This is a genomic window from Brachybacterium sp. UMB0905 (assembly GCF_002871795.1).
GTDB lineage: Bacteria > Actinomycetota > Actinomycetes > Actinomycetales > Dermabacteraceae > Brachybacterium.
Genome location: NZ_PNHL01000030.1, coordinates 1 through 8,103, shown reverse-complemented (window position 1 = coordinate 8,103; position 8,103 = coordinate 1). Strand labels below are relative to the sequence as shown.

5 protein-coding genes and 3 pseudogenes are annotated in these 8,103 nt (G+C 70.3%); all 8 read left to right on the top strand.

Annotated elements, in window-relative coordinates; all coding sequences use genetic code 11:
• Positions 1-124: pseudogene (locus CJ197_RS14575) on the top strand (alkane 1-monooxygenase); the annotation flags it as partial.
• Between the two features lie 373 nt (positions 125-497).
• On the top strand, positions 498-2,657 hold the full coding sequence (locus CJ197_RS14570; RefSeq protein ID WP_102237448.1) for an ABC transporter ATP-binding protein: 2,160 nt from the start codon (positions 498-500) through the stop codon (positions 2,655-2,657).
• On the top strand, positions 2,654-4,387 hold the full coding sequence (locus tag CJ197_RS14565; RefSeq protein WP_102237447.1) for an ABC transporter ATP-binding protein: 1,734 nt from the start codon (positions 2,654-2,656) through the stop codon (positions 4,385-4,387). The genes CJ197_RS14570 and CJ197_RS14565 overlap by 4 nt, the downstream gene beginning before the upstream one ends.
• 39 nt (positions 4,388-4,426) lie before the next feature.
• The gene (locus tag CJ197_RS14560) at positions 4,427-5,005 is read left to right on the top strand and encodes an MptD family putative ECF transporter S component (protein ID WP_158239526.1); all 579 of its coding nucleotides are present in this window, start codon (positions 4,427-4,429) and stop codon (positions 5,003-5,005) included.
• Positions 4,989-5,690, top strand: coding sequence for an energy-coupling factor transporter transmembrane component T (locus CJ197_RS14555; protein ID WP_158239525.1), 702 nt, complete (start codon positions 4,989-4,991; stop codon positions 5,688-5,690). Before CJ197_RS14560 ends, CJ197_RS14555 begins: the two co-directional genes overlap by 17 nt.
• Positions 5,687-7,090, top strand: a complete 1,404-nt coding sequence (locus tag CJ197_RS14550; RefSeq protein WP_102237444.1) for an ABC transporter ATP-binding protein — start codon at positions 5,687-5,689, stop codon at positions 7,088-7,090. Before CJ197_RS14555 ends, CJ197_RS14550 begins: the two co-directional genes overlap by 4 nt.
• 226 nt (positions 7,091-7,316) lie before the next feature.
• Positions 7,317-7,800, top strand: a pseudogene (gene rraA / locus CJ197_RS14545) (ribonuclease E activity regulator RraA).
• An 88-nt stretch (positions 7,801-7,888) separates the two neighbouring features.
• A pseudogene (locus tag CJ197_RS15700) lies at positions 7,889-8,103 on the top strand (hypothetical protein); the annotation flags it as partial.

Sequence of the window (8,103 nt, the reverse complement as noted above, 5' to 3'; positions counted from 1 at the left end):
GCAGTCCGCCGCACCCATGCCGCTGCTCTCCGCGATCGCCGCCCGCACCGAGCGGATCGAAGTGGGCACGGGCGTGATCGACATGCGCTACCGGCTGCCGCTGTTGCTCGAGGATGAGGCCGCTTGGCGCGCCGGCCATCGGGCGGCCTGGATCCCGACCTTGCTGTGCGCGGTCGCGTTCGTCGTGGGAGCGGTGGGCGCGCTCATCCAACGTGACGTGGAGGGCGTCCCGCGGTGGAGCGTCGGTGGCTGCATCGCGCTCGGCTTCCTCGCCCTCATCGGTTCCGCCTGCGCGATGGTGGGAGCGAAGCGGGCCGCCGAGCGGCACTGACTCCGCACTCCCCCGAGGCCCCACACCCCGGCACCTCTCTGCTGCGCGCACCCGGGCGCGCCCCTGTGTCCCACATCCCGGTGTGAGTATGATTCTCACTCGCCTCTAGAGCCTGCGGCGAGCAGTCGATATTAGGTTAGCCTTACCTAACTAGAAAGATATCGCGTTGCCCTCCACCGCCACTGTGCCCAGCACTCCACCCTCCGCCACCCCGCCCAGCAGCACCTTCACCGCCACCCCGATCCGATCCGCGTATTCCATCGGCGCTGATCCCGATCAGCCCCTGGGAGGCCAGCACTGCCTGGGCTACGTGGAGTTCGGCGGTAAGCGGCTGGACCCGGCCGTGCTCGAGGCCGCCGTCCCGCACCTGCACCGGCACCCTTCCTTGCGGGCCGTCATGCCCACCCCCGAGCATCTGATCGACCACAAGACCAAGCCACTCTCGCTCGTGGTCAACGATCTGCGCACCGCCCCGACCCCGAGGCGCAGCTGGAGCAGATCCGCCAGCAACTCGCCTGCTGCCACGCGCTCGCCGACTACCTCGCTGACATTCCCACCCCGGTTCCCACCCCAGGAGGCACCTACCGTGAATGAACCCCGTGCGGGCACGCAGCCACTTTTGCGGTTGCTGGCGCCCGTCGCCGTCCCCGTCATCATCGCCATCGTGCTGCAGATCGGCGCCGCCGTTGTCTCGGTCATCCCCTACCTGGCGATCCTGCGGCTGAGCCGCGCGCTGCTGGCGCAAACCCCTGATCCGCAGGCCGCCTGGGCGCAGGTCGGCTGGTTCCTCGGCGCCATCGGCTTGCAGACCCTACTGGGCTCCCTCGCGCTGCTGCTCACACACTTCGCCGATGTGGAGCTGCAGGCACGGATGCGCCGCGACCTGACCGACACCCTCGGCCGGGTGCCGCTGGGCTGGTTCGATGACGCCGGCTCCGCGCGGGTGCGGCAATGCGTACAGAACGATGTGGACTCCCTCCACCACCTAGTCGCCCACAGTGTGGTGGAGGCCGTCGCCGCGGTGTTCACGCCGCTGGCCGGGGTGGCGTTCTGCTTCTGGGTGGATTGGCGGCTGGGGCTCGCCGCCCTCGCGCCGATGGTGCTCTACTTCGCGATTTACTCCCTGCTGGCTCGCGGGGACATGCGGGAGATCATGGCGCGGATCGCCGCGGGCCTTTCGCGGGTTAGCGCCGCCATCGTCGATTACGTCGGCGGGGTCGCGGTGCTCAAGGTGTTCGGCCGCGGCGGGGAGGGCTCGGCCCGCTTCACCCGCGTCTCCCGCGAGTTCCGCACCGAGTTCTCGGCCCTCGTCGGCCCGCAGATGAAGATCCAGTCGATCGCCCTGCTGGCCCTCGCCGGGCCGGCGGTGGCGCTGATCTGCCTGGGCCTGGGCACCTGGTTCACCGGCGCCGGATGGACCGCCCCGGGCGAGGTACTGGTGGTCACCATCGTCGCCCTGCTGCTGCCCAGCACCCTGTACACCGTCGCCGCCGCCACCCAGGCGCGCGGGGAATCCCTCGAGGCCGCCGCCCGGATCACCGCCCTGCTGGATGAGCCGCAGCTCTCCGAACCTACCGAGCCGGGCACGCCGAGGGGCCACGACGTGGTGATCGAGCACGTCGACTTCTCCTATGTGCCGGGCCGCAAGGCGGTCGATGACGTCTCCCTGACGGTTCCCGAGGGCGGCACCCTCGCCCTGGTGGGACGATCCGGCTCGGGCAAGTCGACGCTCGCCACGCTGCTAGCTCGCTTCCGCGACGTCGAGGCCGGCGCGATTCGCATCGGCGGCATCGACGTGCGCGAGATGAGCCCGGAGACCCTGCGCCGCACCGTCGGCATCGTGCTGCAGGACGTGCAGCTGCCCGCGATCAGCATTGCCGACAACCTGCGCCTGGGCAGCCCCTCCGCCACCGACGAGCAGGTGCGCGAAGCCGCCACGGCCGCCCGGATCCACGAGCGGATCATGCAGTTGCCCCGCGGCTACGACTCGGTCGTGGGCGAGGACGTCCGCCTCTCCGGCGGGGAGGCGCAGCGCGTGGCGATCGCCCGCACCCTTCTGATGGACACCCCGGTGCTGGTGCTCGATGAGGCGACCTCCGCCACCGACCCCGAATCGGAAGTGGAGATCCAGCAGGCCCTGGCGCGGCTCACCCGCGGCCGGACCGTGGTGGTGGTGGCGCACCGGCTGTCCACCATCGTCGACCTGGACGCCATCGCCGTCTTCGAGGAGGGGCGGGTGCTCGAGTACGGCACCCATGCCGAGCTCGTCGCCCGTGGTGGGGCCTATGCCGCGCTGTGGGCCGATTACCAGGGGGTGGCCGCATGATTCGCGCGCTCATCGACATCGGCGGCCCGGCCGCCCGCCGCGACATGCGGCGCTTCCTCGCCTTCGCCATCGCCCATGGCATCAGCCAGGGCGTGGCGCTTGCCGCCATGGTCCCCGTGCTCGCCTCGCTGTTCCACGGTGATATGCGCGCAGCCGGGATCTGGTTGCTGGTGCTGGCCGCCGCCGCGGCCATCCATGCCTTCCTGGTGGTGACCTCCACCCGGATCGGCTTCGCCGCCTCGATGAAGGTCATCGAGACCATGCACGATCGGCTGGGCCGGCACGTGGTCCGGCTCCCGCTGGGCTGGTTCGAGCCGCGGCAGACCGCCCGCATCTCGCACATCGCGGTGCGCGGCACCATGTTCGTCGCCCAGACGGCGATGGACATCCTCATCCCCTTCGTCGTCAACATCGTCACCCCGGCGACCATCACGGTGGTGGCCTACGCCTTCGACTGGCGTCTAGGGGCCGCGCTCACCGTGGCAGCTCCCCTCATCTATCTCGCGGCGCTGCTCGCGGGGCGCGCCACCGCCCGCGCGGAGGACCACCTGCACGACATCGCGATCGACACCGATAACCGGCTGCTCGAGTTCGCCCGCAATCAGGTGGCCCTGCGGGCCGGTGGCCTGCGCGGCACCGACTACACCCCCTTGGCCGAGGCCATCGAGGCGCAGCGCCGGGCGGGCCGCCGCTCCCTGTGGTCCCAGGTGTTCGGCCAGGTGCTGCAGGGATTCGTGGTGCAGGCCGTCTTCGGTGCCCTGGCGGGCCTCGCCGTGCTGTGGGCGCTGGGGGGAAGCGCCGACCCGGTGCTGATGGTCGCCATGATCGGGCTGATCGCCCAGTTCACCGGGCCGCTGCGGATCCTCGCCGATCTGGGCACCGCCCTGCACCGGGCGGGAACCGAGGTCGGAGAGGTGCGCGACATCCTGACGCTGCCGACGCTGCCGGAGCCGGAGACCTCCCGGGGCACGCCCCGTGACGGAACCATCGAGCTGGACGGTGTCCACTTCCGCTACGGCGAGCGCCCGCTGCTGAACGACCTGGACCTGACCGTCCGCCCCGGCGAAATGACCGCCCTGGTCGGTGCCTCGGGATCGGGCAAAACCACCATCACCCGCCTGGTCGCGCGTTTCCACGACGTCGATGCCGGCGAGATCCGCATGGGCGGCATTCCCCTGCCCGAGCTCACCGAGGCCGATCGGATGCAGCACCTCTCCCTCGTCTTCCAGGACGTCTACCTCTTCGACGACACCTTGGAAGCGAATATCACGCTGGGGAACCCGGACGCCGATACCGCCGCGATCCGGCGGGCCGCCGAGCTCGCGCGGGTCGACGAGATCGCCGCGCGACTGCCCGAGGGCTGGCAGAGCCGGGTGGGCGAGGGCGGCAAGCTGCTCTCCGGCGGCGAGCGGCAGCGCGTCTCCATCGCCCGCGCCCTGGTGAAGCAGGCCCCCGTGCTGCTGCTCGATGAGGCGACCGCCGCCTTGGACCCGACCACCGCCCGCGCCGTGCAGTCCGCTCTCGACGCCCTGCCGAAGCAGACCGCCATGCTGGTCATCGCCCATCAGCTGGACACCATCGCCCGCGCCGACACCATCGCCTTCCTCGAGGGCGGCCGCATCGTCGAGCAGGGCAGCCACGCCGAGCTGCTCGAACGAGACGGCCGCTACGCCCATTTCTGGCGGCAACGCGAACAGGCCCAGGGCTGGCGCGTCGCCGCCGATTCCTGACGACCAACGATTCCCACCCCTGCACACAAAGGAAACACCTTGAAATTCACTCCCAAAGAGCTCATTGCCCTGGGCATTTTCACCGCCGTCTATACCGTCATTTACATGGCATTCAATATGCTCGGGGCGGTCGCGCCGATCCTGCAGCTGGTGGGCGCCACGCTCGCTGCCCTGCTGAACGGCATCACCTTCATGCTCTTCCTCACCCGCGTGCGCCACGCGGGACTGATCACCCTGATGGCGCTGCTGCTGGGCATCCTGGTGACGATCGCCGGCCACCACCCCATCAGCATCGTCACCGCCCTCGTGGCGGGAATCGCCGCAGACGTCATCGCCTCCCGCGGCGGATATCGCGCCACGGTCCCGACCGTGGTGGCCTATGGCGTGTTCAACCTGTGGGTGTCCGGCGGTTACCTGCCGCTGCTGTTCATGCGCGATTCGGTGCTCTCGGAATATCGCCGGCAGATGGGGGATCAGTGGGCCGATGCATTCAATGCACTGTTCAGTCCTGCGGTCATCATTTTGCTGATCATCGGCACCGTGGTGGTGGGCATGATCGGTGGGTGGATCGGTCGGCGTGCGCTGTCCAAGCATTTCGAGCGTGCCGGACTGGCCTGACGTGTTCGATGTCCGGTCCCTCGTCTTCACGGTGGTCACCCTCGACGCGCTCGTCCTCGCCGCCCTCCCCCGCCGCATCGACCTGCTGGCGCTCGCCGTCCTGATGCTCCTGCTGCTCGCCTACCGGCTGTGGCGTCAGCTCTTGGCACTGGTGGCTCTGGCAGTGGTGTTGCTGGGCGCCGCCTGGTTGCTCAGGTTGGGCAGCGGTCCGGTGGTGGGGGCGCTGGGGATCGCCGTGCTGTATCTGTGGCGGTACTCCCTGGCTGGAGCATTCGGCTGGTTCCTCATCACCCGGGTGAGGCCCACCGAATTCATGGCGGCGATGACCCGCATGCGCATCCCCCAGTTCCTGGCGGTACCCATCGCGGTGGTGCTGCGCTTCGTGCCCACCGTGCTGACCGAGGGCCGGGCGATCATCGATGCCATGCGCATGCGCGGGCTGCTCGGCGGTCCGCTCTCGGTGCTGCGCCACCCCATCCGCACCGCGGAATACCTGGTCATTCCGATGCTGGCCGGGGCGGTGCGGGCCGGTGACGAGCTGACCGCCTCGGCGCTGTGCCGCGGTTTCGGCTCCCCGGGGCGGCGCACCACCATCGTCCAGCTGCATTTCGGGGTGGCCGATGTGGCGCTGATGCTCGTGACGGTGGCGGTGGCCGCCTACGGATTCGGGGTGGGGCTGCGATGAGCGAGGCCGTACGGCTCAGCGGGGTCACGGTGCGCTACCCCGGCAGCACGGATGAGGCACTGCGCGACATCGACCTCACCCTCCATGCCGGGGAGGTGATGCTGGTGACCGGCCGCAGCGGGTGCGGGAAATCCACCCTCACGGGCCTGGTGAACGGCCTGGTGCCGCATCTGCACGCGGCCGAGATCAGCGGCGAGGTGGAGGTGCACGGCCTCACCCCGGCCGAAGAGGAACTGCATCAGATGGGGCGCGTGGTATCAACGGTCTTCCAGAACCCTAGGACCCAGTTCTTCTGCGCCGATTCGACGGCGGAGATGGCCTTCGCCGGGGAGAACGCCGGGCTGGAACCGGATCTCATCCGCCGGCAGATCGCTGCTGTCACCGAGAGGTTGTCGATGACCCGCCTGCTGGGGCGGCCGGTCTCGCAGCTCTCGGGCGGCCAGAAGCAGCAGGTGGCGATCGCCGCCGCGGCGGTCAATGATCCGCAGCTGTATGTGCTGGACGAGCCGACCTCGAATCTCGACGATTCCGGGGTCGAGGCGGTGCGGAGGCTGCTGGGGCACCTGCGGGAGGCGGGCTCCACCGTGCTCATCACCGAGCATCGGCTGGCGTTCCTGCGCCGGCTGGTGGACCGGGTGGTGGTGCTCGATCGCGGGCGGATCGCGATGGACGTGCGGGCCGCGGAGTTCTTCGCGCTCGACGATGAGCGGCGGCGTGAGCTAGGCCTGCGCCGACTGGCGGAGGAGGCGGGATCAGCGTCGCCGGCGGGCGCTCGGAGCGCCGCGGAACAGGGCACTGGCAGCCTCGAGGTGGAGGGGCTGTCCTACCGCTACCGTCGCGGGCTTCCCCCTGCCCTCGTGCTGGATCGCCTGCATGTCCCCCGCGGTCGCGTCACCGTGGTCACCGGACCCAATGGAGCGGGGAAGTCCACCATGGTACGGGTGCTGTCGGGGCTCGCCCAACCGCAGCGCGGCACCATCCGCCTGGACGGCAAGCCGCTCGATCGGCGCGCGCTACTGGCTTGCAGCCACGTGGTCATGCAAGACGTGAACCGGCAGCTGTTCTCCGACACCGTGGAGGGCGAGCTGGTCACCGGTGCCGGGCACCGGCAGACCGAGGGGGTGCTGGAGGGGCTCGGGCTCGACGGCATGGGCGAGCGGCATCCCATGTCGCTCTCCGGTGGGCAACGGCAGCGCCTGGCGGTGGCGACGGCGGTGGCGGCAGAAGCCGACCTGGTGTTCTTCGATGAACCCACCTCCGGGCTGGACCACGACGGGATGCTCGCGATCGCACAGCTCGCCCGGCGCCTGGCGGATGACGGCCGGGTGGTCGTGGTCGTCACCCATGATCAGGAGCTCGCCGCGGAGTGCGCCGATGTGGTGGTGAGCGTCGGTCGGTGAAAATCCGGGTGCGCGTGAGTGCGGTGCAGTCCGTCTCTGCGGGGATCTTGTCGGCGGCAGAGCGTGAGCGGGCGGCAGGGTTCCGCCGCGAGGCGGACCGCGCGGCGTACGTCTGCGCGCATGTCTTGTTGCGCGCGGAACTGAGCCGGGCGGATCCGCTGGCCGAGCCGGCCCAGTGGGAGTTGGACCCGCGCCGGCCCGGCCGCGTGCCCGGGCACCGCTGGCGGTGGACGGTGAAGGAGCCCAGCATGCCCGCACCGCAGACCTCTACGACGAGCTCGGCGAGGAGCTGCAGTCCCTCGCACCCCCTCCTCGACCTCGGCGGCGAGCTCGCCTTCGACGGTCCCGTCCGCACCGTGAAGTGCTACGAGGACAATTCGCTGCTGAAGTCTGTGCTGTCCACGCCCGGGGAGGTCGCGGTCCTGGTCATCGACGGGGCGGGCTCCCTGCGCCGCGCCGTCATGGGCGACATGATCGCCGCCCTCGCCGTGGAGAACGGCTGGTCCGGCGTGGTGATCAACAGCGCCGTGCGCGATGTCGCGGTGCTGCGCACCCTTCCGCTCGGGATCAAGGCCCTCGGCTCCAACCCCCGCAAGTCCACGAGGACCGGCCAGGGGTCGGTCGACGTGCCCGTGGAGTTCGGCGGGGTAACCTTCCGGCCGGGTACCCGGCTCGTCGCCGACGAGGACGGGGTGCTCGTCGAGCGCTGAGCCCCCTGGCGGCTGTCGGACCCCGGACCTACGCTCTCCCCGAGCGCCCGGCAACTAGCCGGCGCCGACGCCGAGGAGGACGTCCGCCATGCCCGCTGCACTGCACCCCTACCTCAACTTCGACGGCAACGCCCGCGAGGCGTTCGAGTTCTACGGCGAGGCCCTCGGGGCCACGCCGCAGTTCGCCACCTTCGGGGAGTTCCAGGCGGTCCCCGAGGGCGACCTCCGCGCCCTGCTCGAGGCCGAACGCACCCGCACCCACGAGCGGATCGAGGCGCTCCGCCGCGACCACGCCGCGATCCT